Origin of the sequence: Marinobacter sp. (assembly GCF_033722735.1) — a bacterium.
Lineage (GTDB): Bacteria > Pseudomonadota > Gammaproteobacteria > Pseudomonadales > Oleiphilaceae > Marinobacter.
Window position 1 is genome coordinate 195,374 of sequence record NZ_JAWVYN010000003.1, and the last position, 25,800, is coordinate 221,173.

The following is a 25,800-nucleotide window of genomic DNA, read 5'->3' on the forward strand; positions in this document are numbered from 1 at the left end:
CAGCGGGAGTACCGTCCAGTTGCAGGCCACCCCGCAATTGTATAGGAGGCTGGCTACATGATCTTCAGAACTATTTCTCGTTTATTTGACGGGCCGTAAAATACACTCGCCCCCCTCTCACGAGCTAATCCAGTGATACAATCAGGTAACTAAAATCGGTATACGATTCCTCGGCACCTGGACTTTCTGGTTTCATGGAAATGTCTACGTAGATTTTCGAAAACGATGAATCAATCTTCCATGCTTCCCACTGGTCCATCTCGGTGCTTGCATAGCGACTTATTAGGTTCAGCATTTGCTTGAACTCAGCATCACTCAACTTTTCATTCGAACCCAAAGCTATTCCTTTCTGCTATGGAGTAGGGCAAAAGGCAAGACCTGCCCCTGCGATTGAGCTGCGTTGGCGTTGGGGGCTCTGTTGGCGCGTTCTATTGCCAGTCGAGTTCCAGCGCGTCCTGGCGGGCCATGCGCTGGATGTGAGTCTCCAGAATCATCTTGAGTGTGTCGATGGCCGGCTCGGACTCGGCCTCGAAGTGAATGCTGAGCCCCTTCTCGCTGGCGGTCATCAGGCACAGCCCGGGCTTGAACTCCACGCGTCCCTGGTGATCGTCCCATTCGGCGGGCGCCTTGTGGCGAAAGTGTTTGCACAGGCGTTTGAGCAGCGCCGATGGATTATCAGTGTTGAAGGTCGCTTGTACGGTTTTCATCTGGAACGAGGTCCTTTTTCGGTTTGTTCAGGGGTCAATCCGTCGATCACGACGATGGGATGGCCGAGAGAACAGGCTTCAATCCGTCCCTCAATGCCGTAGGTATCGCGACAGACCTCCGGGGTCATCACGGTCGCTGGCTGACCAACGGCGCGCAGGCCCCCGGGCGCCATAACGATCATCTGGTCCGCAAACCTCAGGGCCAGATTCAGGTCGTGAATGGCCATCAGGGCGATGCTGCCAGCCTGGGACAATTGGGCCCGGGTAGCTTGCAGGACTTTGATCTGCCAGCGGAGGTCGAGGGCGCTGGTGGGCTCGTCCAGCAGTAACAGGGGCGGTTGGCGTACCAGGATCTGGGCCAGCCCCACCATTTGTCGCTGGCCGCCCGATAGCTGTTGCAGGGGCGCCAGCGCCAGGTTGGTTATCTCCAGCTCGTCGAATATGCGCTCGATGCGGCTTTCCAGAGTCGATCTGGGCATGTCGGTGGCTCGGCACAGGCTGAGCACACTCTCATAGGCACTGAGGCTGGTCGCCTGGGGTAGGGTCTGAGGCAGGTAGGCCACCTGCGCCGCCCGCTCGCGCAGCGGCAGTCCGTTCAGCTCTCTGTCGCCAAGCCGGACATGGCCGCCAGCGCTTTCAAGACCCGCCAATCCCTTCAGTAACGTAGATTTACCGGCCCCGTTCGGGCCCACCACTGCCACCAGGCTGCCGGGGTTGAAAACGGGAAGATTTAGGTCGCTGATGACTGTTTTGCGCCCGTAGCGCACGGACAGGGTTTGAATATGCAGTTGCTGGCTCATTGGGTTCGATGCCTGCGCAGTATCAGTGCCATAAACAGCGGCACGCCCACCAGCGCGGTGACAATGCCAATGGGCAGAATCACGCCGGGCAGCAGTGATTTGCTGACGATGGAGGCGAGCGAGAGGATCAGTGCCCCGGCCAGGGCACTACCAGGCAGATAGAACCGGTGGTCCTCGCCCACCAAAAGCCGTGCGATGTGCGGGCCCACCAGTCCCACGAAACCGATCTCGCCCACGAACGCCACTGCCACGCCGGCAAGCAGGCTGACCCGCAAAAGCACGCCCATTCGCAGCCGCTTGATGTCAAACCCGAGACTGCGCGCCTGCATTTCCCCCGCCCGGAGTGCGGTGAGAGCCCAGACCTGCCGCCATGCAAAGGGCAGGCAAAGTACCATGGCACCTGCCACCAGGCCGATTTTCTGCCAGTCAGCACGGGTAACACTGCCCAGGGTCCAGAATACGATCTGCTGAACGGTATCGGCATCGGCGTAGAACTGGAGCAAAGCCACCAGGGCATTCATGGTGAAAAAGACCGCTATGCCAAACAGCACGATCATTTCGATGGAAGCGTTGTAGCGGCTGGCGACCGCCTGGATCACCAGGCAGCAGCCGAGGGCAAAGGCAAAAGCTAGAACCGGTATCAGTGTGGATTGGGGCAGTCCGGTAAAGCTCAGGTCCAACGCGATCGCCGAGGCAGCGCCGAGCGTGGCTGCGCCGGAGATGCCAAGAGTAAAAGGGCTGGCCAGTGGGTTGTTCAGGGCGGTCTGGATTTCTGCGCCGGCCCAGCCGAGGGCGGCACCAACCAGTACGGCCATGACTGCAAAAGGGAGCCGCATGTCCCAGAGGATGACCTTTTCCCCGGCGGTCAGTTGCTCCGGTGCCCAGAGCGACGTCAGCAGGTCCCCGATGCCCAGACTCGATGGTCCTGATGCAACGTCCACGAGGAATGAAGCGACTAACGCGAACGCCAGGGTTACCAGCAGCACGGCACGCCAGGTAACCGAACGTCGGTACTGCCGGGCCAGGGGCTGCCGGGTTGGACTCAGGGTTAGGGTACCGGCCATGGCTCACTCGCCCTCACTGAGATTGCTCTGGCCCAGATCCACCCAGTAGGTGCCGTCCAGCGGTACCGGCTGAAAACGCTGGAACAGGGTGGCGAGCGTTTGCTCGGGGTCCAGGTCCCCGGTCTGCTCCGGGTACAGCCAACGGGCGAAAACCTGCACCGCCACCACGTTGAACGGATGGTTGTAGAAGTGATGCCAGATGCCGTGGGCCCGCCCTGCGCGGACCGGTGCCAGGCTGGTCAGCTTCTGCTGGTCAATGGCCTGTGCCAGTGAACGGCGGGCAAACCCGACGGTCGTGCCCGGGCCAAGGGCAACGCTGCCACGGTAATGTTCGGGCACGGTTTGCGATCCGATGGCGGTTGCCACGTAGACCTCCGGTGGCTCGCTGAGCAGAAGCTCTGGATTCAGCACTCCGGAAACGCCCGGTAACAGGGGTTTGGCCATATTCCGTCCCCCGGCTTCGTCAACAAAGTTGCCAAGCATGCCGTGGGCCATGGTTTCGCAGCACTGGTCGGTCAGGCCAACCCGGCTGTGCAGGAAAACCCGGGGGTGTTGGTCGATATCGCCGGGCAGGGCATCCTTCACCTGCGCCATGGCTTCACGGTAAAAGGCACTGAACGCCTGGGCCTGTTCCTGCTGGTTCAGGAGTTGGCCCAGAACCTCGATGCTCGGGAGCGTGTTTTCCAGCGGCGCCTTGCGAAAGTCGATGAACACCACTGGGATGCCGGACGCCTCCAGGCGCCGGATCAGTGCCGTATTGTCCAGGGACGGACCGTGCCCCTGCAGGGCAAACAGGGCGACTTGCGGCTGCAGCGTAATGGCCTGTTCCAGGTTGAAACTGTCTGCGCTGGCGGCGCCTACCCGCGGAATGGCGTCGATCTCCGGAAAACGTTCCCGATACTGGGCGTAGCTGGGTGCATCGAAGCGCTCGAAATCGCCCAGGGTGGCCACCACCGGACTTACCGGATTAGCCAGAAGGATGCCCAGGGCCGGGATGAACCGGCCCTCACCAAGCAGGATCCGGCTCACCTGGTCCGGCACCGTTACCGTGCGCCCGGCGACATCCACCAAAGTGCGCTCGGCCATCGCCGGGGTTGCTGCCCACAGCATCAATAGCAACGTAGCCAGACTTCGACACAGGCCGGTGAAATCCCTGTATTCCATACTCATGCTCTCCACAGCCTTGGGTGGCATTTTCTAAATCTCCGCGAAGCCTTCAGGCTCAGAACTCGTAGGCCAGGGTAACCTTCACGTTACGGCCCGGCTCGTAGTCATTCAGAACCAGCGGCCCGAACACCGGGTGAACGGACCGGCCGGTCCGGGAGGCGTGGGAGACATAAAGTTCGTCAAACACGTTGTCGATACCGGCGGTTACCGTGAGGCCGGAAAGGTGCCCATCGGGCAGCCACTGCACAGACACATTATGAACGTCGTAGCTGGGCTTGGGATCGCCGCTCACTACGTCGTCCTCTTCGGCCACATACTGGGAGAACCAGTTCAGCACCAGGTCATGTTCGGCAAGGACATAATCAAGACTCAGGCCCACGGTATCGCCAATCTCCCGGTCCAGCGGATCGCCGGTTTCCTCGAATTCCGAATCCGAGTGGGCGTAGGTGAGTACTGAGGCGAAGTTGCCCTGCTCCAGCCGCCAGCTGGCTTCAATACCATCAATGTCCACCGTGCCAACGTTCTGGTCCTGCTCACCGCCGGCCACTGCCACGGTTTCGATCTTGTCGTCGATCTGGGTGCGGAACAGGGTCAGGGCGAAGCTCTGTCGGTCTGCGCCAAGAAAATCAGGCCGGTCATAGCGAATACCCAGCTCGTCGTTGTAGCCAGTTTCCGGCTTCAGGTCGGGGTTGGACACCTGGGTAACCTGCCGGCCCCCGGGGAAGATTTCCGAGAGCTGCGGGCCTTCGAACAGTTCTGTACGGCTTGCGCTGAGGGTCAGGCCATCCGTGGGGCGCCATGCCAGCGCCAAGGCGCCGGAGACCTCGTTGTATTGGTCATCAACGGTAGCGGTTTCAGCCTTGTAGCGATCGAAACGCACGCCGGGCGTTACTGTAAAGACCCGGCTCAGGGCGATGGCATCCTCCAGGAAAACAGACGTCAGTGTGGATTCCTCGTTGGACACCCGGGCTCCGTTGGAGCGGGCTTCGGCCTCCTGCCGGTTGAGCGCAACGCCATAGGTCAGGGCGTGGTCAACACCACCGGTCTGAAGCTGTGAGCGGGCCTGGCTCTTGATGCCGCTGTTGGTTGCCAAGCCCTCCACCACATTGCCGCCGCTGCTGCGCTCATCCCGCTCGAGGGTCAGCTCGTTATAGTAAAGGTTGGTATGCAGAACCAGCGGGTTTGCAAGATCCAGTTCATGATTGAGGGTCCAGGTGTCTCGGCTGTATTCGGTAGGAAAGGGACCACTACTGCCCGGAATGGCCTCGTTGGAAGCCGGGCCCAGATCCGGGCGGAAGGTGTAGTCGCCCTCGTCACGATAGGCATCATAGGCCACTTCCAGGCGGTTTGAGGCGTTTGGTTCAAAACCCCCTTTGACCATCACATTGTAGATGTCGCCGTCGTTACCTATGTTCTCGGTACCGTCGCCATCCTCGGGGTTGTCTCGATCCGTGAAGTAACCGTAGGCCATCAGATCGATCTGGTCGGTGACGCGCCCGTATCCGGTCAGTGAACTGCTCCAGGCATCGTTGGTGGCGAGCCCACCGGAGAGGCGCGCGCCGAAGTCCTGCCCGGGGCGCAGCAAATCGCCGGGGTCCTTGGTCTCGAAAGCCACGCTGCCGCCCAGGCCATTGTGGATGATGGAGTTACGGCCAACCTGGATGTCCACGGCCTTCAGGATATCGGCGTTGATCAGTAGGTTGCCCATGTGGTGATACATAAAGGCGTTCTGATCGGCGCCATCGATGGTGACGTCCAGATCGGTATCCCCCAGGCCGCGGATGTTGATGCGCTGGTTGGTCGAATGGGTGCCACCCACATCCACCCCTGGCTGATCCCGGAGCAGGTCGCTGAGATGGTCGGCCTGTTTGGCAGAAATCTCTCCTTCGCCCAGATACAGGGAGGAACTTGAAACCTGGGTCGCCCAGACGTTGAGGGGGGCAAGCATGTTGGTGTCGTTCGCTTGTGCCGCAGCTGGCAGCACAAGCAGTGATACCAGAACGGCGAGCGGCTTGCGGCGCACCACCAGAGAGGGCGTTGGCAGAGTGAGGTGTTGCATACAGGCTTCTCCGGGTCGAAACAGGTTAATAGGAATGATTATTGTTTATGATACTATTATCACGGTTTCGGATGGGCTGAATCCGCTATGCAAAATCGTCGAAGTGTTATGCAGGATCGTCAGCAGTTCAGAGTGGGCTTTCATTGAGCAGTGATATGAGTGAGTCAGTACCGCAAACCCGGTATTCACAGCAGGAACTGGCGGCCATGGCGCAGCGTGCTGGCATGGGCAAAGACCAGATCCGGTTCCAGAGTGATGAAGACATTGTTCAGGGGCAGTTCGAGCTTAGACGGCTTGCCAGCGGCGTGGTGGTGCATACCAGCAACCTTATTGAGCTGGCCTCACTGGATTCCGAGAAGGAGATGGATGCCCGGCTGACGTTCCTGATCGTGCTGGAGGGCGTGCTGGAGCTGACGGTGGCGGATCGACTCCACCGTGTAGGGCTGGAACCTGGCGAACGGGCCTGTTGCCTGACCCTGCCACTGACAGCGCAACAGCCCATGCAGCGGCGCATCCGTAAAGGCCGACGTATACGTAAGGTGACCATTGCACTGGAGCAGGCCTGGTTCGAACAGCAGGGCGTGAGCTTCGAGCGGTATCTGGGCCAACTGGGCTGCCAACCCAACCAGCCCTTGCGCTGGACGCCCTCGAAACGGATTGTGGACCTCGCCTGCGGCTTGCTGGATGGCGAAGGCCAGGCTGACCCTGTGCTGCAGAATCTGACGTTCGAGCAACAGGGCCTGGCGTTGGTGTCGGAACTGCTGCAGAGCCTGCAGGATGGCGAAGGGCAGAGATCCGGGGCCGTTGCCACTTCGATTGAGGTTACGGACCAGCGTTTGCGATCTGTAATCGCAGCAATTGATTCACGCCCTGCCCGGCTTTCAAGCCTCGATGAATTGGCCGGGGAAGTGGGTATGAGTGTCAGCGCCCTGCAACGGCTGTTCAAGAAATACTACGGCACGACGGTTGCAGATTACCTGCGCCAACGCCGGCTGATTGAAGCCAAGGAAGCCCTTGAGCATAAGGGCCTCTCTATCGGGGAGGCCTCCTACCTGGCGGGATACAACCATACCTCGAACTTTATCAGCGCCTTCCGCAGAACCTTTGGCAAGACACCGGGTGAACTGTGACGAAAACCTCGCTGAACACACGGGCAAAAGCGGCCGAAACCTATTACGACGAGCTCAAACAGTTCGTCCGTAAACGCACGGGTTCGAACGCCATTGCCGAAGAAGTGGTGCCGGAGACTTGGATCCGGGCCAATGCGTTAACCCAGGCGTTGCCTGATAATCCCAAGGCTTGGCTCTACCGCATGGCGGGGGGGCTGGGCTCGCAGGTGATACCCGGGATTTAACGGAACTGACAGAAAGCCTCAACACAATCCCTTGCCCCGCGCCAAGCCCACTAGAGTGGGGAAAGTCCACGGTCAGCTTCAGCCACTTGCTGGAAGAAGCTCGCTCACTTATCTCTATCAAAAGCCTTCCATTTCCGTTTACCAAAAAACCGGTCAAGGAACTTTTGCTCGTAAAAGGTGTAAATCACAAGACCAAGAGCAGCAAGCGTGACGATAATTCCTGCTTTCAGACCAAGCTCTGACGTGAAGTACCAACCAAACCCAACCATAGCGATGATTGCGAAAACCACGATAAAAGTCTTTGATCGCTTTTTACCTAATTCACCACCAATCGGCTTATTTAACGCGCCGTTAACACTGTTTCGACCACGGACTTGTTTTCGTCGTTTTTCCATAACTTACTGATCTTCTAGCGCCGGCGTAACGGGCCGATTTGTGGAGCGGCGGCGGAACAAAGCGGTCCCGTTGACGCACTTGACACTAATGATGACCTCCCCCAGGCCTGCGGGCTTGGCAATCGGATTACCATCCCAGAGTAAGTATCGCTCTGGAGGAGCGCCATCACGAGATTCTACACCTATCAGCACCATCATTACTGCGGCATCGATCTGCACACCAAGATGATGTACGTGTGCATCCTCGATCGCCAGGCCCAGATTCTCGTTCACAAGAACATCCCCTGCCAGGAAGACGCCTTCCTCCGCCTGATCGAGCCCTACCGGGACGACCTAGTGGTCGGCGTCGAGTGCATCTTCTCCTGGTACTGGCTGGCCGATCTCTGTGCCCGCGAACACATTACCTTCGTACTGGGCCACGCCCTGTACATGAAGTTCATCCACGGCGGCAAGACCAAGAACGACCGCCTGGATTCGGAGAAGCTTGCCCGTGTACTGCTCGGCGGTAACTTTCCCCAGGCCTACGTCTACCCGCCCAACTACCGGGCCATCTGCGACCTGATGCGCCGGCGGACCTATCTGGTCCGTCTGCGCGGTGAGATTCAGGGCCACATCAGCATCACCAACTACCAGTACAACCTACCGCCGTTCGAGAAGCACATCGGCAAGAAGGGCAACCGCCAGCACATCGTGGAACGCTTTGACGATCCCCACGTGCGCCTGAACGTGGAGACCGATATCACCGTGATGGATCAGCTCCATGGCCAGATCACCACGATGGAAAACTACATCATCTGTCACGCCAAGCGCTTCGATCCCCGTACCTTCTACCGGCTCAAGAGCGTGCCCGGGATTCGCGACGTGCTGGCCCTGACCATTCTCTACGAGGTCCAGGACATCGAACGCTTCCCCACCGTGCAGCAGTTCTGCTCCTACTGCCGACTGGTGAAGTGCGAGCACGCCTCCGCTGGCAAGAAGCTCGGCCATGGCGGCGCCCGCATCGGCAACAGCCACCTCAAGTGGGCGTTCTGCGAGGCCGCCGTGCTGTTCCTGCGCCAGAGCCAGCGGGCCAAGGATTACGTGGCGCGACAGGCCCAGAAACATGGCAAGGGCAAAGCCCTCTCCATCCTGGCCCACAAGATCGGCCGCGCCGTTTATTTCCTCATGAAAAGGAACGATGCCTTTGACGAAGACTATTTCTTTCGCAGCTAGTTTGTTCTGGGACGCCTGCAGCCACAGCGTATAACTGGGTCATTGGGCGTGAGGCCTTGACCACCACCGTCCGACCTGTGCCCTGAGCACTCGTGGTGACTGGTCCAAATCGCCGAGCCCCTGGGCTTTGACTGGAGCGGGCGTCCCACCCTGACGGTTTTGCTGTCGCTGCCCCTGGCCTGAGCGGCTCTATAACTGGACACCACTTGGTGAGCCCGACTTTTGAATCGCCAGCCCCAGGGTAACCGATGAGCTTCTAGGCTGTGCCACATGGCACAACAGCGACCAATGGCCGCTCAAAGACTCGATAGATGTTTGTTGGCAGTGACGCACTGACCACGGAGAGAAACAGTCGGCAGCGGGGGACACAAAACCGAAAGGCACGCAAAACGAATGCGTCCCCGCATTCGTTTTAGGATTCGTTTTGCCCTTGACTACGGGAGGTCATATAGATGTTATATTTTCCTAAGAAGCCAAGAACCTGCGGAGGTAGTGCTCTGTTTCCGCCTCGTTCTCGCACTTATAAGTCTCGCGAATAATTTCTCGCATTGTTCTGCCGGTATTTGGAACCTCTTGATCTCCTTCGGCGAGGTCAACAGAACTCAAATCTTCTTGGGTTAGCCCATCGTTCGGCATTGGGTTTATTGTCCAGATGTCTAATGCGTTTATGTAAGATCCATCGGAAAGTTCAAGTTTCTCAAGCAGAGGTTTCAATGCCTTGGCCCCGCCTCCATACATTAATGCATACGAAAATCTCGGACTCATCTTTACGTCAATCTTAGGTTTGGAAGAAAAAAGGGTGATATCACACCTTTGGTTGCTCAGCGCACAATGCTCGAGCCGAGATAAAAGCCAAGACATTCTATTTTCGTCCACGGTAGCGACTCCTTTGAATATAACGCTTGCAGCATGCGCGCCCTTGGAATGGAGCCGAAGGCGCAATGTAAATGGCGTCGCCGTGCCTGCACTGGTTAGCCTATTTTTTTTGGTTCAAATCAATGGTCCTGTGAAACTTTTCATGAATAGATAAGATGATCATATGCAGTCTTCCGCATATGTTTCCGATATCCTTTGGCGTGATGCCTTCATGCAGCAATTTTGATCTCGCTGAATATGCAACGGAATCAACAAATTTAATATCTTCTTCAGAAAGATGACATTTTTCACATAACCCTTTTATTGCTTGCCTAACCGACTGTCGTCTCATCCCCTTTATTTGACCAACAATGGATTTCCTTATGCTTTCCTCAATTTCATCATGGCTGTCTACTACTGAGATCAGATCCTCAATGAGCGGAGACAACTTATTCGACAAATCACTTTGATTTGCCAGAGCTTCAATAGAGCTCATTTGAAGCAACAATCGAGACTGATTAGAAGCACCGTAGCTAGAAAATGCCAAAAGCTCCATCGACAAAATTAATTCATCATCTACATGGATTTTATTGGGATTAATCTTATTTATTGAATCTAGAAAATCTTGAAAGTTGACGGGATTGACAAAGTTCGCAAAAGTGCTGGCCGATTGCCTTTTAGGCATAGATTCATGGATAATTTTGTTGCTCTGCGCAAGGCCGATAAAATTTCTATTCGCAAATCTAATGATTTGATATAGGAACCTGTTAATTACCTCAAAACATTCAGATTCTGAGTTTAACGAAGTTATTGTAAATACAATGTCGCGATAGCCAGAATTTTTCCTATTTGGGTGGATATCCGAGTCTACCAACAACACTGGCTTTCCGAAAAAAGTAAATCGTTTTTGAGTCGATGGAGGCAGATCTTGGAATTCGTGCCCCGCATCAATATTAAATAGGAACTCCACCGTCCATTGGCGGTTGCGCTCAGAAGGTTTGGTAGTTTTTTCCGTCGAGAGCTCGATCTTTACGTTCCTACCCAGAAGAGGCATTTTCTTTTCCTAATATTTGCCAACTCGAACCATCTATCATCTTTCCGTCAACAGCCTGGCTAACATTGATTCAACGTCACATGACGTGTTTAAACACGTCACCAGACGCAATATCCCGACGCATATCCTCATCAAAGCTAGACCGAAATCCTTTACCAGGCAATCTCTTATCTCAACTTCCCCACTTCGGATTTGCGCAAAAGGTGTCAGATGCCGCGATATCCCGAGCACGGCATGAACATGCAGAATTGGAGGGACCGTTCACGAGGGGTAAAGCCTCGGTGGCAAGGAACGAGGCCCGAATGGGCACTCCAGGGAACCGCGTGGGCTTGCCGCCGAAAACCTGAGCTCAACCAACAGGCACACGTTAAGCCAACCAGCCTTCAAGCCCCGCGCTTGAGACAACACGCCTTGTACTTCTTGCCACTGCCACACGGGCAGCGGTCATTCCGCCCAGGCCGGAGTTCCCCTTCCCTGGTCTCGCCGGCCACGTAGAACCAGTGGCCCTGTTCGCGGACGAAGTCGGAGTTTTCTTCCAGGTAGCCGAAACCGGGGCCGACGCGGTAGGTGGCGCGGAAGTGGACCTTGCCCAGATCGCCCTGCTCCGACGAGGACAGTACCTGCAGCGCCAGCCAGTCCGGCGAGCCGTCCAGGTTCAGCTCGCTGGGGCGGGTGGAGTGGTGCCAGCTCTGCTGCAGGTAGTCGGTCAGCCCCAGCACGAAGGCGCAATAGCGGGAGCGCATCAGCGCCTCCGGCGAAGGTGCCGGCTGGCCCTGGTGCAGGGGTTGGCAGCAGGTGCGGTAGGTTTTCTGGCTGCCGCAGGGACACGGGGCATCGGGCTGGAGTGCAGTCATGGCGGGCTCAGCGACGATCCACCACCGCCATGGTCAGGCGGGAGATGCACACGGTCTTGCCGGCCTCGGTCTCGATGCGGATCTCCCACACCTGGGTGGTGCTGCCAAGGTGGATCGGGCGGGCGGTGCCGTAGACCCAGCCGTGGGTGACCGAGCGGATGTGGTTGGCGTTGATGTCCAGGCCCACCGCAACCTTGCCGGGCTCGCGGATGCAGCAGTTGGCGGCCATGCTGCCCAGGGTTTCCGCCAGCAGCACCGAAGCGCCGCCGTGGAGGATGCCGAACGGCTGGTGGGTGCGGTGGTCCACCGGCATGCGGCCCTTGACGTAGTCATCGCCGATCTCCAGGTACTCGATACCCAGACTCTCAACGGCGGTGTTCTTGCTAGCCGCGGCCATCTGATCCAGATCGGGAACGTGTGCCCAAATGCTCATGCGGTCACTCCTGCCGGGCGGCGACCCTGACGGCCACCGCGTTGTTGTGAACCGCTATTGTCGCCGCCGGCCCGAGTAAATCAATGAGCAAAGCTAACCATCGCGTTTGTGAACGAATTGCCTCTCCCTGCGTTCCGCCAGTTCCTTGGCCTGGGCAGAGAGGTCGGCGGTCGGCCGAACCAGCAGTCTGGGGAGCCCAATGGGCTCCCCGGTTTCACGGCAAAACCCGTATTCGCCATCATCGATACGATCCAGCGCCGCCTGGATCTTGGGCAACAACCGGCGTTCCCGGTCGACGATGCGCAGGGCCAGCCGCACCTCCTCCTCGTGGGAAGAGCGGTCGGCGTCGTCATTGACCTCCGGCGGCTTGGCCAGGCGCTGCTTGGCGTCCTCGATGTTGTTCATGGTCTCCGCCCGCAAGGTTCGCAACAGTTCCCGGAAGAACCCCAGCTGCTCGGCGTTCATGTAGTCGTCCGGCGGCGAAGCGAGTAACTCCTCCCGGGTCATGCCTCCGCTCCCCAGCTTGGAAAGGGATCGTTCAGGGTTTGCCAGAAGGCTTTGCCAGCCAGCAATTGGTCATCGTCCAGCAAACAGGCGTCGAGTTCGCGACAGAGTCCATCGCGGTCCAGGTTCTGGCCGATGAACACCAGTTCCTGGCGCATGTCGCCGAAGGGCTCCTCCCAGTTGGCGAGGATGGATTCCCGGTAGGTGGCGTCGTCAGGCCAATGGTCTTCCGGTACGGCCTTCCAGAACATACCCGCGAATCCGTGCCGGGCGATGCCTCCGGCCTGGCTCCAGTGGCCGGCGAACTCCGGGCGGCTGGCGAGCCAGAAGTAGCCCTTGGAGCGGATCAGCTTGCCGCTGGCCTGGGGCCGGTGGAGGAACTCGAAGAACTTGGCCGGGTGGAAGGGGCGCCGGGCCCGGTAGACGAAGCTGGAGATGCCGTATTCCTCGGTTTCCGGCACGTGCTCGCCGCGCATTTCCTTGAGCCAACCCGGTGCCTGCTGGGCCCGCTCGAAGCTGAAACGGCCGGTGCCCAGCACCTTGTCGAGCGCTACGGCCCCGTGGCGGATCGCCACCAGCTCCGCCTCGGTATTGAGGCTGCGCAGCACCCCCATCAGGCGGGCCAGTTCCCCGTCGTCGACCAGATCGGTCTTGCTCACCAGGATCACGTCGCTGAATTCCACCTGGTCCACCAGCAGGTCGGCGACACTGCGCTCGTCTTCCTCGCCCAGGCTCTCGCCGGTGTCCTGCAGGGACTGGGCCTCGTCGTAATCGTGCAGGAAGTTCACCGCATCCACCATCGTTACCATGGTGTCCAGCCGTGCGACGTCCGACAGGCTGACGCCTTCCTCGTCGGCAAAGGTGAAGGTTTCCGCCACCGGCAGGGGCTCGGAGATGCCGGTGGACTCGATCACCAGGTGATCGAAGCGGCCTTCCTCCGCCAGCCGCCGGACCTCCACCAGCAGGTCCTCCCGCAGGGTGCAGCAGATGCAGCCGTTGCTCATCTCCACCAGCTTCTCTTCGGCCCGGTTGAGCGCCACCTCCTGCTCCACCTGGGCGGCGTCGATGTTCACCTCGCTCATGTCGTTGACGATCACCGCCACCCGGCGGCCCTCGCGGTTGTTGAGGATGTGGTTGAGCACGGTGGTCTTGCCGGCCCCCAGGAAACCGGACAGGACGGTCACGGGCTGTTTTCCTTTCCTCATTGCACTCTCTCTCATGGCTCTCGTTCCTCGATGACGGTCAGGGCAAAGGGGCTCACAAAAGATATGTTATAACATAACATTTGTAGCCGTCACGATCACCGTCTCCGGTTCGTACCGCCGCAACCCCATGACGTAACCACAGGATATCCGGCCATGATCCATGCCCCCGCCCGCTTGTCGTCACCGCTCGCCGTCACCGGCAATCAGCCCGAGTGCCTGACGGACATCTTTCGAGACGAGGTCAACCTGGTGATCTGGGAGCGGTCACCCGCGCCGGCCTGGCAGGCGTTTGTCTCCCGGTTCTGCAAGGAGGCGGGCCACCTGGAACGGTTCGTCAGCCTGGAGGCCGACGACAGCGCCGGCCAGGCCATCCCGGACTGGGCCCGATCCCTCCCGGGGGCAGGCGACTGGCTGGCGGACGTGGACAGGCTGATCGACATGTACCGCTGCCTGTTTGAACCGGCCGCCGTCGGTCTTCGGCTGCACGTGCTGGACGGCACCATGTGCCCCCGTTTCCACGTGGACCGGGTGCCCGTTCGCCTGCTCTGCACCTACCAGGGCCCGGGCACCGAGTGGCTGCCGGAATCCGCGGTGAATCGACCTGCCGGTCCGGGTCCGCTACCGGCCCAAGGCGCGAACGACCACCAAAAACGCCGGGTTCCCACCGCCGCCGTTGCCCTGCTCAAGGGAGAGGCCTGGGTTGGCAACGAAGGACGCGGCCTGGTCCATCGGTCCCCCGCTCCCGATGGCACCCCCCGGTTGGTGATCGGTCTGGACTGGCTTTCCTGACCGGCCCGCTCAAGGGCACGGCAACCCTTCATCACCCGGGAATCCCCGATTTCCTGCCATTTTTCCCTAGCAAAAAAAAGAGGATGATCATGTCTCCACTGACACTTCGTACCAGCGCCCTGGCCTTGGCACTCGCGCCCTTCGCGACGGGCCAGGCCAACGAACTGAACCCCGACATCAGCGTGGTGCTGGACGGTTACTACAAACAGAACGCCACTGCCCTGTCCCACCGGGAGGAAGGCTTTGGCCTGGGGCACACCGAGCTGTCCCTGTCCGCCCCGGTCGATGACCTGTTCGAGGGCCGCCTGACCTCCGTGCTGGAGGACCACGACGGCGAGAGCGAGGTGGAGCTGGAGGAAGCCTTCCTGCAGACCACCGCCATGCCCTGGAACCTGAGCGTGCGCGGGGGCCGTTTCCTGTCCCAGGTGGGCTACCTCAACAGCCGGCACCTGCACGAGGACGATTTTGTCGAACGCCCCGCCGTCTACCGGGCCCTGCTCGGCAGCCACTACTTCGACGACGGCCTGCGCCTGAACCTGCTGCTGCCCACGCCGTTCTACTGGCAACTGGGCGCCGAGGCCTTCGACGGCAACCGGCTGTCCGAAGGCGACGAGGACATCGGCGTCTACACCGTCAACACCCGCTTCGGCGGCGACATCGGCCAGTCCCAGAGCTGGCAGGCGGGCCTGTCCTACCTCCGCAATCGCCAGATCCACGGTGAAGACGACCACGAGGAGGAAGAGGAACACGGTCATGAACATGAAGAGGCCGGGCACGACCACGAACATGCCCACGGTGCCGCCTACACCGGCGAGAACCTCTACATCGCCGACCTGGTGTGGAAGTGGTCGCCGGACGGCAATACCCGCCAGCAGCAACTGACCCTCAGCGGCGAGTACCTGTACGCCGACGACCTCAACGAATTCGCCGGCTCCGGTGACTCCCACGAGGGCTGGTACGCCTCGGCGGTCTACCAGTTTGCCCCGCAATGGAGTGCCGGTGCCCGCTACGGCCGGATCGACCTCAGCGAGCCCCACGGCGACCACTTCCACGACCAGGTACTCAAGGAAACCGATGTGATGCTGGCCTGGTCCCATTCCCACTTCTCCACGGTGCGCCTGCAATACACCCACCAGGACGGCGAAGGTTTCGAGGACGCGGACAATACGGTGATGGTGCAGTACGTCCTGAGCCTGGGAGCCCACGGTGCCCATGGCTTCTAGGCGTCACCTGATCACGCTGGGACTGACGGCGCTGCTGGCGCTGGGGTCACCGCCCGCAGCCGCCGGCCTGAGGGTGTTCGCCTGCGAACCGGAGTGGGCCGACCTGGTGCGCAAGTTGGTGCCGGATGCCGCCCTCACCACGGCCACGACAGCCTGGCAGGACCCGCACTACATCGAGGCGCGGCCCAGCCTGATCGCCGCCATGCGCAACGCCGACCTGGCGGTCTGCACCGGCGCCTCGCTGGAGGCGGGCTGGCTGCCGGCCCTGCTCTCCCGGGCCGCCAACCGAACTGTCCGGCCCGGCCAGCCCGGGCTGTTCCTGGCGGCGGATCAGGTCACCCTGTACCAGCCCCATGACCATGTGGACCGCAGCCTGGGGGACGTCCATCCCGAGGGCGATCCCCACCTGCACCTGGACCCGGACAAGCTGCCGCGGATTGCCGCAGCCCTGGCCGAGCGGCTCGCGGTGATCGCCCCGGAGCGGGCCCTGGATATTCAACGAAACCTGCTGCAGTGGCGGGTGCAGTGGAACCTGAAAAGGGGCCAGTGGCGCAGGTTGGCCCGCACCCTCGACGGCATGGCAGTGGTGGTGCAGCACTCCAACTTCGGCTACCTGCTGCGGTGGCTGGGTGTGGAGGCGACCCTCGACCTGGAGCCCAACCCTGGCCTGCCGCCAACGGCCGCCCACCTGAATCGGGTACTGCGGTCCGCGCAACTGGACCGGGTGCAGGCGATCCTGATCGGCAGCTACCAGGACCGGCGGCCGGCGGACTGGCTGGCCGAGCGCAGCGGGTTGCCGGTGCTGGTGTTGCCGGGCACGGTCACGGAGGAGCCGCCCTTCGAGGACCTGGCGGCGTTGATCGACCGCCTTGTCGAGACCCTGGTGGCCCATCGCCAGGCCGGTCAGCCCGGAGATGTCCGACCGATGGGGCAACGGGATGCTGACTGACTGGTCCTGGTTGGCGGTGCCCCTTGCCGCCAGCGCCCTGATGACGGTGTGCCTGGTACCCCTGGGACAGCGGGTACTGGCCCGGGGCGTGGTGTTCGCGGATCTGGCCGTCGCCCAGTGGGCGGCCCTCGGTTCCCTGGCCGGCCTGACCTGGCTGCCCAGTCTCACGCTGGCGGGCGTGCCCATCAGCAGTCTGGTCTTCGCCCTGCTCGCCGTGGCCCTGGTCCAGCTGATGGTACGGCGGGTGCCGGCTTACCGGGAGGCCCTGATCGGGTCCCTGTACGTGCTGGGGGCAACCCTTGCCACCCTGCTGGTCAGCCACGATCCCCATGGCGCGCAACGGCTGGCCCAAACCCTGAACGGTGACCTGCTGTGGGTGATCCCGAGCGACCTGCCGATCCTGGCCATCACCGCTGGCGCGGTGGTGGTTTGGCAGGCCCTGCTGCCAGACGAGTGGCGCAACCGGCTGTTTCTGCCGCTGTTTGCAGTCGCCGTTACCCTGGCGGTCGAGCTGGCCGGCATTTACGTGGTCTTCGCCACATTGATCATGACTCCGCTGGCGCTGTGCCACCTGCGGGGGCATGGCTGGGGGGCAGCCGCCCTGGCCGCCCTGCTCGGTCACGGCCTTGGCCTGTTCCTTTCCAGCGCCGCCGATCTGCCGGCCGGGCCCACGATAGTGATCGCCCTGTTCGGGATTAGCGTGATTGTCCCACTGGCCTGGCCCGCGATCGACGCGGGCCTCACTCGCCAGCGTGGCTAATGACCTTATCAGGCGCGCCAGCTTCGAGCAGGGCACGAATGCGCTGCGGAATGGGGGTCTTGCCTCCCTCGGACGGGCGAATCATCACGTAGGTAATCGTGGCATCGGACAGCGGGTCCGGCTCGCCATAGCGAAAGAAGCTCAGCGCCAGGCTGAAGGAGGTGTTGCCGATGCGCCCCGGCGCAATGCGGGCTTCCAGGACCTCGTCAAACCGGGCGGGCGCCTGCCAGTTCTGGTTCAGGCTCACCACCTGGATGTCCAGGTCCTGGTCCAGCAGGTTCTGGTAATCGCCGAACAGGGTGCGGATGTACTCGTTGACGGCGATGTCCACGTAATCGCCGTAGCGGGCGTTGAACACCACGCCCTGGGCGTCGCATTCCCCGTAGCGGACCCGGAAGCGAAACCGGAAGGGGGTTGAGGTCGGCATAGCGAGGTCTCTCGAAAGGTACGTTGGGTTCCGGCGATCGGTGAACCGGCAGGTCAGGGATGGCCTGACTCCGGATGCGTCGCCAATGGCGATGTTCACGATATTGCATGGACGGCGACAGGTAAATCCTCCCGTGACCAGGCATGGCGGGAGCGGGACCAAAAAGGGGCATCGGCCGGAAACCGATGCCCAATAGGAGAGACTTGCAGATCTATCAGAGGGAGGGGCGGTCGAGGCTGGGTAAACACGTCACGAGCGCCGGCCAGGCTAGGCAACATTCGGTGAAAAAGCGCAGTTTATGTGCAATAAATGGGCATTTTGAGCCGAATTTTAACGACGCCTAGCCAAGCACAATCGTGTTTACATAGCCTCCGGTCAGTCGCTCTCCGGCCCTTCGGTGATGGCCAGTTTCATCCGCCGGCGCAGCAGCGGGCCAACGAGGTAGGGCAAGGCCAGGCCCAGGGCGGAGAACCCCCACAACCCCATGGCCAGCGGGCTGCTCCAGAGAATGCTCCAGTCGCCGTCGGACAGCACCAGGGCGTGGCCCAGGTTCTTCTCCATCTCCGGCCCCAGCAGCATGCCCAGGATGATCGGCACCAGCGGGATCTCCAGCTTGCGCAGCACGTAGCCGGCCACGCCGAACGCCACCATGAAGTAGAGGTCGAAGGCGCTGTGGCTGATGGAGTAGATCCCCACGAACGCCACCATGGTCACGATGGGCAGCAGGAACATTGGCGGCACCGACAGCAGCTTGACGAAGAAGCCCACCAGCGGGATGTTGAGCACCAACAGCAGCAGGTTGCCGATCAGCAGCGCCGCAATCACGCCCCAGACGATGTCGGCGTTCTGGGTGAACATCAGCGGGCCGGGGGTGATGTTGAGGGAGATCAGCATCGCCAGCAGCACCGCGGTGGTGCCACTGCCCGGCACCCCCAGGGTCAGCATCGGCACCAGGGCGCCGGAGGAGGCGCCGTTGTTGCCGGCCTCCGGGGCGGCCACGCCTTTGGGATCGCCGTCACCAAAGCGGCCCTTACGGCCCTGGAACTGCTTCTCCAGGGTGTAGCTGATGAAGCTGCCCAGGGAGGCGCCGGCACCGGGCAGCACCCCGGCGATGAAGCCGAGCACGCCGCCTCGCAACTGGGTGGGAAGGGTCGCCAGCAATTCCTTCGGCTTCAGGGACAGTTTACCCACCTGGATCAGCTTGCGACCGGCACCGGCCCGGGCCTCGATGAACAGCAGCAGTTCCGAGATGGCGAACAGGCCGACAATCGCCAGGATGAAGTCGATGCCTTCGTACAGCTCCAGCACGCCGAAGGTGTAGCGCTGGGTGCCGGTGGCGATGTCGATGCCCACGGTGGAGATCATGATGCCCAGGGTCGCCGCCAGTACCGTCTTCATCGGGTTCTTGCCGGTGATGCCGCCGAGGGTGGCGAAGGCCAGCATGAACAGGGCGAAGTACTCCGCCGGACCGAAGGTCAGGGCAAACCGAGCCAGCACCGGGGCCAGCAGGATCAGGCCAATGGTGCCGATCAGGCCGCCGGCAAAGGAGGCGATGGCCGAGATGGCCAGGGCGTCCGCCGCGCGGCCCTGCTGGGCCATCGGATAGCCATCCAGGCAGGTCATCATCGCCGGTTCGTCACCGGGGATGTTGAGCAGGATCGAGGAGATCCGTCCGCCGTACATGGCGCCGGCGTACACCGACGTCAGCAGGATCATCGCCGTCTCCGGCGGCAGCCCCAGGGTAAACGCCAGCGGGATCAGGATCGCCACCCCGTTGGCGGGCCCCAGACCCGGCAGGGCACCGATCAGCGTGCCGACGAAGGCGCCGAACAGCGCAAACATCAGGTTGTAGGGGGTCAGGGCGACGGCAAAGCCGTCCATCAGAAACGATAAGGTTTCCATCATTCACCTCCCAACGGCCCGGCGGGCAGGCTCAGGGACAGTCCGTAGTTGAAGATCACGAACACCACCACGGCGGCCGACACCCCGGTCAGAAAGGCCGGCAGTGGCCGGGCACCCATGCGCCAGGCCAGGGTGCCCACCGCCAGGGTGGTGGCAGCCACAAAGCCCAGCGGTTCCATCACGAACGCATAGGCCACCAGGATCACCACCGCCAGCACCAGCTCGCCGGCGGTGCGGCCCAGGGGCCAGGCCGCATCCGGGTCTGGTTTGACCATCAGGTACAGGCTGGATACCGCCAGCACGATGGCCAGCAGGGTTGGGAAAGTCTCCGGCCCCACCGTCTCGGCGCCACCGAACGGTTCCGGCCACTGCTGGGCGGCCCAGCCATAGGCCACCGCCAGCACCAGCAGGAACAGTCCGAGGATGCGATCTCCGCGGGCGGTCATTTCAGCAACCCGATTTCACGGGACAGGGCTTCCACGCTGTCCACCTGCTGACGGATGAAGCGGTCGAAGTCGCCCGCCGGCTGGAACGGAATCAGGCCGTTTTTCTCCATCACCGCCTGCCACTGATCACTGGCATACAGGGTTGCTACGGCTTGCTTCCAATAGGCCTTGGATTCGTCAGAGGCGTCCTTGGGCATGTAGAAACCGCGCCAGTTGGCCCCGATGGCCTCGACACCCTGCTCCCGGGCGGTGGGAATTTCATTGAAGCGACCGGGCAGACGCTCTTCCGCCAGCACCGCCAGCACCCGGATATCACCGGACTCGAGGAAACCGGTCACCTCGGAGATATCGCCGGTAAACGCATCCACCTGACCGCCAACCACCTGGGTCAGCGCTTCACCGCCGTTGTTGTAGGACAGGTAGGGAATGTGGGGCAGCTGCTCGACGCCATAAGCCTTGGCGGCAATCAACACTTTGAGGTGATCCCAGCCACCGCGGGCGCTGGCACCGGCGATCTTCACCGAACGGGGATCGTTCTTCATCGCCTCCAGCAATTGGGGCAGGTCCTCAACCGGGGAATCGTTGCGTACCGCGATGACGCCGTAATCGGCCCCCACCGTGCCCACCCAGGTCACCATGTCGGCGTTCATGCCCGGAAACTGGCCCTGGGCCAGACGGGTGGTGGTGGCGTTGGACGCGGCCACCAGCAGGCGGTCGTCGTCCCGGCGCTTGCTGACGGTGTGGGCGTAGGCAACGCCGCCACCGGCCCCGGCCATGTTGATGGTCTGCACGGTGCCGGGCACCAGCTCGAGCTGCTGCAGCACCTGGCCGGCACTGCGGCAGGTGAAATCCCAGCCGCCACCGGGATCGGACGGGGCAATGCACTCGACTTTTCCGGAAGGTTCCCAGGCCAGGGCCTGCAGGCTGACGGCGGCCGCCGCTACCAGGGACAGGGTTCGTTTGATCATCATCGTTGTCACCTCAACGTTGTTGTTATAAGGCTTCCCGGGACACGGCCCGTGGGTGGGCCGAAGGGATCGTTCACCGTTGGAGGTTAAAGAGTGACCAGTTTGGCGAGAAGTTTGTGGAAGTAATGCGTTTAAAGAACTTTGCGGCGATTTTGTTCATAAAGATCACGGGCAAAATCGCCAGCCCTCCTTTACCCTTGGAATAAAACAACAAACGAGTTCGTGACCGGAAGTTCCCGCCGTGCTCCGCAAGCTGAAGCTGAAAACCCGCATGATCCTCGCCCTCGGCCTGGTCGGCGCCTTGCAGACCCTGCTGATTGGCGGCTTTGCCGGCTATTACCTGAGTGAATCCCTGTTCGAGCAGATTGGCCAGCGTGCCCTGATGGTGGCCAAGACGGTGGCGGCCATGCCGGCGGTGATCGAGGGTGTGCGCCGGAGCGACTCTGAGTCCCTCAACCGGCTCAGCCGGCGGGTGGCGGCCACCAACGACGCGCTGTTCATTGTCATCGGCGACCACAACGCCATCCGCCTGGCCCACCCGGACCCGGCCCGCCTCGGTCACTCCATGGGCGACGACGACGGCGACTACGGCACCCGGGCCCTGGTCCATGGCGAGAGTTACGTGTCCCGGGCCCGGGGCAGCCTGGGTTTTTCCATGCGCGGCAAGGCGCCAATCGTCATCCCCGACAGCGGCGAGATCATTGGCATCGTGTCGGTGGGCTACGCCCTTGATCAGGTACTGGCCAGCATCCGTCGCTACGAACTGGTGCTGTATGGGGTGCTGGGGCTGATGCTGATGGGCAGTGTGATCGCCGCCATCATCATTGCCGGGCGTTTCAAGCAGGCCATCTTCGGCCTGGAGCCGGAGGAGATCGCCCGCCTGTTCGAGGAACGGGAAGCCACCCTGCAATCGGTCCGGGAGGGCATCATCGCGGTCGACCGGGACGGTCTCATCACCACCTTCAACCGCACCGCCATCGTCACCCTGGACCTGGAGCCGGCCACCCAGCTCACCGGCCGGCCCATCGATGAGGTGCTGCCCGGCAACTACCTGCTGGCGGTGCTGGAGAACGGACAACCCGACTTCGACAAGGAAGTGTGGTTCCACGGCCAGCAGATGATCGTCAACCGGCTGCCGGTGCGCCAGGGCGACGAGATCATCGGTGTGGTCGCCAGTTTCCGCCGTCGGGACGAACTGGACCAGGTCAGCCAGCAGCTCACCCGTATCCAACAATACGCCGACACCCTGCGCAGCCAGACCCACGAGTACTCCAACAAACTGCACACCATCGCCGGGCTGATCCAGATCGACGCCAAGGAGGAGGCACTGAAGCTGATTGGCGACGAGGTCAGCGATCACCAATCCCTCATTCACCTGTTGCTGGAGGCGGTGCCCGATCCGGTGATTGCCGGCTGCCTGCTGGGCAAGTACAACCGGGCGCGGGAAATGGGGCTGCGCCTGGATATCGACCCCGACAGCCAGATGACCGATGTGCCCTCGGAGCTGCCGCGGGACCAGCTGGTCAGCGTGCTGGGCAATCTGATTGACAATGCCCTGGAGGCCACCCGCCATCACCGGGGCGCCGGAGGCCGGGTGAGCCTAACCATGACCGACCTGGGCCATGACCTGATCTTCGAAGTCGAGGACCAGGGCCCGGGCATCCCGGATGACCAGCAGGAACGCATTTTCGAACGGGGGGTCACCAGCAAGGGCGAATCCGGCCACGGCATCGGCCTGCACCTGGTGCGTCAGTTTGTCCAGCGCTGGGGCGGCTCGATCACGGTGGAGAACCTGCAGCCAACCGGCAGCCGGTTTACACTGTATCTGTCCAAGCGGCCGGACGATCCCAAGGGATCTGGCAACGAAAGATACCCCGACAACGAAATGCATCCTGACGATGGGGAGAACACCGCGTGACCCGCCTACGCCTGATGATCGTCGAGGACGACCAGCAGATTGCCGAAATCCAGCGCCGGTTCCTCGAACGGATGGACGGGGTGGAACTGTGCGGCATCGCCCACACCCTGACGGATGCTCGCGACCAGATCGAGGTCCTGCAACCGGACCTGATCCTGCTGGATGTCTACTTTCCCGACGGCAGCGGCCTGGACCTGCTGCGGGAACTGCGGGCCAGCGACAGCGCCTGCGATGTGATCCTGATTACCGCCGCCAAGGAAGTGGACACCCTGCGCAGCGCCTTGCGGGGCGGTGTGTTCGATTACATTCTCAAGCCTCTGGTGTACGAACGCCTGGAGGAGGCCATCGGGCACTACCAGCAGCACCGCCGGCGGCTGGCGGGCCTGCAACGGGTCGCGCAGAAAGAAGTGGACGAATTGCTGCCACGGGCCGGCCAGGAGGCGGACAGCAGGCCGGCGCCGCGACTGCCCAAGGGCATTGATGCCCTCACCCTGGACAAGATTCGCGAGGTGCTCCGGCGGGGTGGCGACTGGAGCGCGGAAGCCGTGGGCCAGGAGATGGGCGCTTCCCGGACCACCGCCCGGCGTTATCTGGAGTACCTGGTCAGCGCGGAGGAGGTGCTGGCGGAAGTGACTTACGGCACCGTGGGCCGGCCGGAACGGCGCTACCGTAGCAACACCTGAGACTCAGGCCGACAGTTTGATCCGGTTACGGCCATTCTCCTTGGCGAAATACAGGGCCTCGTCCGCCCGTTTCACCAGTTCCTGGGCGGTTTCCCCAGGCAGGAAGGACGTCACCCCGGCGCTCACCGTGATTGCGCCACCGGGAATCGGGAACTGCTGTCGACTGATGTGCATGCGCAGGGTTTCCGCCACCTCGCCGGCCCGGGCCAGATCGGTCTCCGGCAGAATCACCAGGAACTCCTCGCCTCCCCAGCGCCCGACGACGTCTGCGGAGCGAACGTTTTCCTGCAACTGACGGGCCACCTCCACCAGCACGTCGTCGCCGGCATTGTGGCCGAAGCGGTCATTAACGTGCTTGAAGTGATCGACATCAAACAGAATCAACGAGAAGTCATTACCATAGCGTGAGGCCCGGTTGATCTCCTGACGCAGTTGGTCCTCCATCTTGCCCCGGTTGAAAAGGTCGGTGAGCCGATCGTGGAGGGCCTGATGGGTCAGTGCCTCCACCAGTGACTTGCGATGCAGGGCGCTGCCGATCAGGGCGGCGATCGGGGTGGCAACGTTGAGCTCCAACTGCTCCCAGCGATGCCCCGCATCCCGGGTGCAGAACACCAGCAAGCCATCGATCCGGTCCTCCTGGATCACCGGCACCAGCAGGGCGTTCTCCGCCTGCTCATCCGCCATCAGCAGATCCAGAAGTTCGTCGCTGTCTTCCCCCTGGTCCCGCCGCAGCTCGCAGTAATTGTCACGGCTGATGGCCGCCAGGCAGCCGCTCAATTCGTCTGGGGTCAGGGCCAGTGGTTCCTCGTCCTCATCCAGGACCACCGATGGCCAGCAATGACTGGCACAGAAGATGGCGTGCACCGGATCGCGGACAAAGGCGTACACCTGATCAACCTTGAGATAGCCGCTGAGGAACTTCAACACATCCTGGATGCCGCCGTTGGTGGACTCGGCATCCAGCGACTGCAGTTTGACACTGATCTGGCGGATCGACTTCTCGGCAGCGATCAGCCGTTTCAGGCTTTCCCGGGACCGGTGACGTTCGATGGCCAGACTGGCGAGGTATAGGGGCCCGGTCAGGGTTTCAATGTCGTCCTCACTCGGCTTCCAGGGCTGGTCGTGATAGATCGCGAAGGTCCCCAGCACTTCACCGCCGGTCCCCAGGATCGGCTCCGACCAGCAGGCCTGGACACCGGCGTCATGGGCCAGCTGCCGGTATCGGTTCCAACGTTCGTCTTTCTCGATGTCCTCGGTCACCACCCGCCCCTGAATGGAGGCGGCGGTACCGCAGGTGGCCGCGCCATAACGGACCGGCAGCCCCTGCAGGCCGGTGTGGAAAGGCTCGGCAAATCCGGCCTCGGTGCCCCAGCGGAGGGTCTGGCTGTGGGCGTCCAGCACCATGATGCCGCACCGGGCCTGGGGTGCCGTGAACTGGTACATGGCCACAATCAGATCCAGGGTGGCCGACAGTGGCCGGTCTCCGGTCATCGCCACCATGGCCCGGTTGCGCAACCAGTCGGTGGACTGGGAAATCTTGCGGTCACTGATGTTGATGCCGGTGAACATCAGCGCCTGCTGGCCGTCGAACAGGGTGGCGGCCAGGGTGGCGTCGAGCCACACCGGGTGGCCCTGGGCACCTGGGGCCTTCCATTCGAACCGCTGCACGCCCAGCTTGCCGGCCTTGTCCAGCCAGCCTTCGAAGTCCCGCAGGCTGTACGGGGCATCCGACCAGGCATCGGGCCGGTACATGACGTCGGTGGTGAGTTCCTCCTGGCTGGCAACGCCAAACACATCCAGCGCCAGGTCATTGGCGTAACGCACCTTGCGGTCATAGCGATCGAACACGATCACCGAGATAGCGGCGTGTTCAAACAGTCCACGCAATTCCCGGCCGTGTTCGTTCAGTGAGCGCTGGGCCTCGCCCACGTGCTGGATCAGCGCCAGGTTCTTGCGTTGCAACCGTCGATAACGCCATTCACGATAGACCAGCGTCAGCAGCAGAACTGCTGATGCGCCAAGCATCAATACGTGGGACAGGTCGATCATCGAATTCGGTTCCTGATTCAACG

25 protein-coding genes are annotated in these 25,800 nt (G+C 61.6%); 9 read left to right on the forward strand and 16 right to left on the reverse strand.

Annotated elements, in window-relative coordinates; genetic code table 11:
- Positions 1-428 precede the first annotated feature (428 nt).
- The 5 genes from R3175_RS04345 to R3175_RS04365 all read right to left on the reverse strand — a co-directional run bounded on the left by R3175_RS04345 (position 429) and on the right by R3175_RS04365 (position 5,797).
- Positions 429-707: a DUF2218 domain-containing protein gene (locus R3175_RS04345; RefSeq protein ID WP_318942641.1), complete on the reverse strand. Its 279-nt coding sequence runs from the start codon at positions 705-707 to the stop codon at positions 429-431.
- Complete coding sequence (locus R3175_RS04350) at positions 704-1,507, reverse strand: ABC transporter ATP-binding protein (RefSeq protein ID WP_318942642.1); 804 nt, start codon at positions 1,505-1,507, stop codon at positions 704-706. Before R3175_RS04350 ends, R3175_RS04345 begins: the two co-directional genes overlap by 4 nt.
- A complete protein-coding gene (locus R3175_RS04355; RefSeq protein WP_318942643.1) occupies positions 1,504-2,571 on the reverse strand; it encodes an iron ABC transporter permease in 1,068 nt (355 codons plus the stop codon). The genes R3175_RS04350 and R3175_RS04355 overlap by 4 nt, the downstream gene beginning before the upstream one ends.
- Before the next feature lie 3 nt (positions 2,572-2,574).
- On the reverse strand, positions 2,575-3,612 hold the full coding sequence (locus R3175_RS04360) for an ABC transporter substrate-binding protein (protein WP_413231727.1): 1,038 nt from the start codon (positions 3,610-3,612) through the stop codon (positions 2,575-2,577).
- A gap of 181 nt (positions 3,613-3,793) precedes the next feature.
- A complete protein-coding gene (locus tag R3175_RS04365) occupies positions 3,794-5,797 on the reverse strand; it encodes a TonB-dependent receptor domain-containing protein (RefSeq protein WP_318942645.1) in 2,004 nt (667 codons plus the stop codon).
- A gap of 155 nt (positions 5,798-5,952) precedes the next feature.
- On the opposite strand from R3175_RS04365, the gene R3175_RS04370 reads away from it, so the two are divergent.
- Complete coding sequence (locus R3175_RS04370; protein ID WP_318942646.1) at positions 5,953-6,927, forward strand: AraC family transcriptional regulator; 975 nt, start codon at positions 5,953-5,955, stop codon at positions 6,925-6,927.
- Positions 6,924-7,151: an RNA polymerase sigma factor gene (locus R3175_RS04375; protein WP_318942647.1), complete on the forward strand. Its 228-nt coding sequence runs from the start codon at positions 6,924-6,926 to the stop codon at positions 7,149-7,151. The genes R3175_RS04370 and R3175_RS04375 overlap by 4 nt, the downstream gene beginning before the upstream one ends.
- 104 nt (positions 7,152-7,255) lie before the next feature.
- On the opposite strand, the gene R3175_RS04380 is transcribed toward R3175_RS04375, so the two are convergent.
- Entirely contained in the window at positions 7,256-7,546 is a 291-nt protein-coding gene (locus tag R3175_RS04380; protein WP_318942648.1) for a hypothetical protein, read from the reverse strand.
- A gap of 165 nt (positions 7,547-7,711) precedes the next feature.
- Here R3175_RS04380 and R3175_RS04385 point away from each other — a divergent pair, with 165 nt between their 5' ends.
- The gene (locus R3175_RS04385; RefSeq protein WP_318942703.1) at positions 7,712-8,758 is read left to right on the forward strand and encodes an IS110 family transposase; all 1,047 of its coding nucleotides are present in this window, start codon (positions 7,712-7,714) and stop codon (positions 8,756-8,758) included.
- A gap of 976 nt (positions 8,759-9,734) precedes the next feature.
- Here the strand turns inward: R3175_RS04385 and R3175_RS04390 are convergent.
- The 5 genes from R3175_RS04390 to zigA form a co-directional block, all read right to left on the reverse strand.
- Positions 9,735-10,667 (reverse strand): hypothetical protein, encoded by a 933-nt coding sequence (locus R3175_RS04390; RefSeq protein WP_318942649.1) that lies wholly within the window; start codon positions 10,665-10,667, stop codon positions 9,735-9,737.
- 383 nt (positions 10,668-11,050) lie between these two features.
- Entirely contained in the window at positions 11,051-11,521 is a 471-nt protein-coding gene (locus tag R3175_RS04395) for a YchJ family protein (RefSeq protein WP_318942650.1), read from the reverse strand.
- A 7-nt stretch (positions 11,522-11,528) separates the two neighbouring features.
- Complete coding sequence (locus R3175_RS04400; RefSeq protein WP_318942651.1) at positions 11,529-11,954, reverse strand: hotdog fold thioesterase; 426 nt, start codon at positions 11,952-11,954, stop codon at positions 11,529-11,531.
- Between the two features lie 93 nt (positions 11,955-12,047).
- A complete protein-coding gene (locus R3175_RS04405; protein ID WP_318942652.1) occupies positions 12,048-12,461 on the reverse strand; it encodes a TraR/DksA C4-type zinc finger protein in 414 nt (137 codons plus the stop codon).
- The gene (zigA, locus tag R3175_RS04410) at positions 12,458-13,663 is read right to left on the reverse strand and encodes a zinc metallochaperone GTPase ZigA (RefSeq protein WP_318942653.1); all 1,206 of its coding nucleotides are present in this window, start codon (positions 13,661-13,663) and stop codon (positions 12,458-12,460) included. Before zigA ends, R3175_RS04405 begins: the two co-directional genes overlap by 4 nt.
- Before the next feature lie 153 nt (positions 13,664-13,816).
- On the opposite strand from zigA, the gene R3175_RS04415 reads away from it, so the two are divergent.
- The 4 genes from R3175_RS04415 to R3175_RS04430 all read left to right on the forward strand — a co-directional run bounded on the left by R3175_RS04415 (position 13,817) and on the right by R3175_RS04430 (position 17,384).
- Complete coding sequence (locus R3175_RS04415) at positions 13,817-14,452, forward strand: DUF1826 domain-containing protein (RefSeq protein WP_318942654.1); 636 nt, start codon at positions 13,817-13,819, stop codon at positions 14,450-14,452.
- 89 nt (positions 14,453-14,541) lie between these two features.
- Positions 14,542-15,675: a hypothetical protein gene (locus tag R3175_RS04420; RefSeq protein ID WP_318942655.1), complete on the forward strand. Its 1,134-nt coding sequence runs from the start codon at positions 14,542-14,544 to the stop codon at positions 15,673-15,675.
- Entirely contained in the window at positions 15,665-16,624 is a 960-nt protein-coding gene (locus R3175_RS04425; RefSeq protein WP_318942656.1) for a metal ABC transporter solute-binding protein, Zn/Mn family, read from the forward strand. Before R3175_RS04420 ends, R3175_RS04425 begins: the two co-directional genes overlap by 11 nt.
- A complete protein-coding gene (locus R3175_RS04430; protein ID WP_318942657.1) occupies positions 16,590-17,384 on the forward strand; it encodes a metal ABC transporter permease in 795 nt (264 codons plus the stop codon). The genes R3175_RS04425 and R3175_RS04430 overlap by 35 nt, the downstream gene beginning before the upstream one ends.
- On the opposite strand, the gene R3175_RS04435 is transcribed toward R3175_RS04430, so the two are convergent.
- The 4 genes from R3175_RS04435 to R3175_RS04450 form a co-directional block, all read right to left on the reverse strand.
- Complete coding sequence (locus tag R3175_RS04435) at positions 17,365-17,811, reverse strand: thioesterase family protein (RefSeq protein ID WP_318942658.1); 447 nt, start codon at positions 17,809-17,811, stop codon at positions 17,365-17,367. The two genes, R3175_RS04430 and R3175_RS04435, sit on opposite strands and share 20 nt — an antisense overlap.
- A gap of 375 nt (positions 17,812-18,186) precedes the next feature.
- On the reverse strand, positions 18,187-19,713 hold the full coding sequence (locus R3175_RS04440; protein ID WP_318942704.1) for a tripartite tricarboxylate transporter permease: 1,527 nt from the start codon (positions 19,711-19,713) through the stop codon (positions 18,187-18,189).
- Entirely contained in the window at positions 19,713-20,159 is a 447-nt protein-coding gene (locus R3175_RS04445) for a tripartite tricarboxylate transporter TctB family protein (protein WP_318942659.1), read from the reverse strand. Before R3175_RS04445 ends, R3175_RS04440 begins: the two co-directional genes overlap by 1 nt.
- Positions 20,156-21,130 (reverse strand): Bug family tripartite tricarboxylate transporter substrate binding protein, encoded by a 975-nt coding sequence (locus tag R3175_RS04450; protein ID WP_318942660.1) that lies wholly within the window; start codon positions 21,128-21,130, stop codon positions 20,156-20,158. Before R3175_RS04450 ends, R3175_RS04445 begins: the two co-directional genes overlap by 4 nt.
- Positions 21,131-21,398: 268 nt before the next feature.
- On the opposite strand from R3175_RS04450, the gene R3175_RS04455 reads away from it, so the two are divergent.
- Positions 21,399-23,045 (forward strand): sensor histidine kinase, encoded by a 1,647-nt coding sequence (locus tag R3175_RS04455; RefSeq protein ID WP_318942705.1) that lies wholly within the window; start codon positions 21,399-21,401, stop codon positions 23,043-23,045.
- Complete coding sequence (locus R3175_RS04460) at positions 23,042-23,728, forward strand: response regulator (protein ID WP_318942661.1); 687 nt, start codon at positions 23,042-23,044, stop codon at positions 23,726-23,728. Before R3175_RS04455 ends, R3175_RS04460 begins: the two co-directional genes overlap by 4 nt.
- 3 nt (positions 23,729-23,731) lie before the next feature.
- Here R3175_RS04460 and R3175_RS04465 read toward each other — a convergent pair whose 3' ends face one another.
- Positions 23,732-25,777, reverse strand: coding sequence for a diguanylate cyclase (locus R3175_RS04465; RefSeq protein WP_318942662.1), 2,046 nt, complete (start codon positions 25,775-25,777; stop codon positions 23,732-23,734).
- Positions 25,778-25,800 lie beyond the last annotated feature (23 nt).